This is a genomic window from Cupriavidus sp. UYPR2.512, from assembly GCF_000379565.1.
Classification (GTDB): Bacteria; Pseudomonadota; Gammaproteobacteria; order Burkholderiales; family Burkholderiaceae; genus Cupriavidus.
Window position 1 is genome coordinate 1 of record NZ_KB903126.1, and the last position, 1171, is coordinate 1171.

Genomic DNA, 1171 nt, shown 5'->3' on the forward strand with positions numbered 1-1171 from the left:
CTAGATCGTGTTTGTGCTTCTCAAACGCCACCCGCTCCTTTCCCGTATGAGCACGCAGCGCCTTGAGCTGATCTGGGGTGATTGTCTTGATCAGTTGGTCGATCACCCCGCTCTCAAGCACCAGCAGCATTTGGTAGAGCTCGAAGGCATCGTCGAAGGTCGGCCGCCAAACGGACGAGGACCGTTTCGGGGAGATCTCGACTAGCCCATCTTGAGACAAGCGGATCAGTGCTTGGCGGACCACTGTGCGGCTTACACCAAAGAGTTCGGCGATGTCCCGCTCGTTGAGTTTCGTGCCCGGCGGGAGACGACGGTGATAGATAGCATCGGAGATGGTGCCTACAATCTTTTGGGTGAGCATGATTTATCGTCGCTAGGGTGCAGCGCGGCGCCGCATTGTGGTTTGGTCGACCAGATTTCCAGAATGGTACCTCAAGCGCATCGTTTGGCACTAAATAAGGGCGCTATCCATATTCGTCCTGCTCAAATTTCGCGTGCAAGGGGCGCGTTTCGTACCCGTCCGGGAGCCTCTATTGCGGCACATGCAAGAAATTAGAGCCGTCGCTTGATCCTATAGCTCGGCTTCCATTCACGGTACCAACGGGTTATCCCTGATTGTCGGCCTCCGTTACGCTCTATAGTCTGGTATACCAGTTGATCTATTTGGCTTCCCAGACTGTAATTTTGGCCTCACACACCCGACCGCACTGGAGACACTTAAAATGAATGAGCAGTACAGGCCTCTCCTCGAGGATAAGACTTACCTTCGCCACTTCTGGCATCCGGTTTGTACCCTGGCAGAGTTCGAACGCGCCAACGCCTCTGGCCATGGTCCGATGGCCGTGACCCTGCTCGGCGAACCGATCGTGCTGGCCCGCCTTAATGGAAAGATCGTCGCAGCCAGCGATCGATGCGCCCACCGCTCGGCAAAGCTCTCGCTTGGTCGCGTGAGCAAGCGAGATGGCCAAGACTTCCTGGCGTGTCCGTATCACGGCTGGCAGTACGACAACGAGGGGATTTGCAAACTCGTACCGGCTTGCCCGGACAAAGCCATTCCGCCGCGCGCGAAGCTGAATGCCTATGACTGCGAAGTGAAGTATTCCATTGTGTGGGTACGCTTGGATAACAGCTTCGACTGCACAGAAATTCCCTATTTCAGCGACTGGGAAAA

General features: G+C 55.7%; 2 protein-coding genes. One reads left to right on the forward strand and one right to left on the reverse strand.

Translation table 11 applies throughout. The features are described from left to right. A partial coding sequence (locus A3A5_RS45525; protein WP_018312883.1) for a GntR family transcriptional regulator occupies positions 1 to 361 on the reverse strand: 361 nt, incomplete at its 3' end. A gap of 361 nt (positions 362 to 722) precedes the next feature. On the opposite strand from A3A5_RS45525, the gene A3A5_RS0123175 reads away from it, so the two are divergent. Continuing rightward, on the forward strand, positions 723 to 1171 hold a 449-nt coding region (locus A3A5_RS0123175), incomplete at its 3' end, for a Rieske (2Fe-2S) protein (RefSeq protein WP_018312884.1).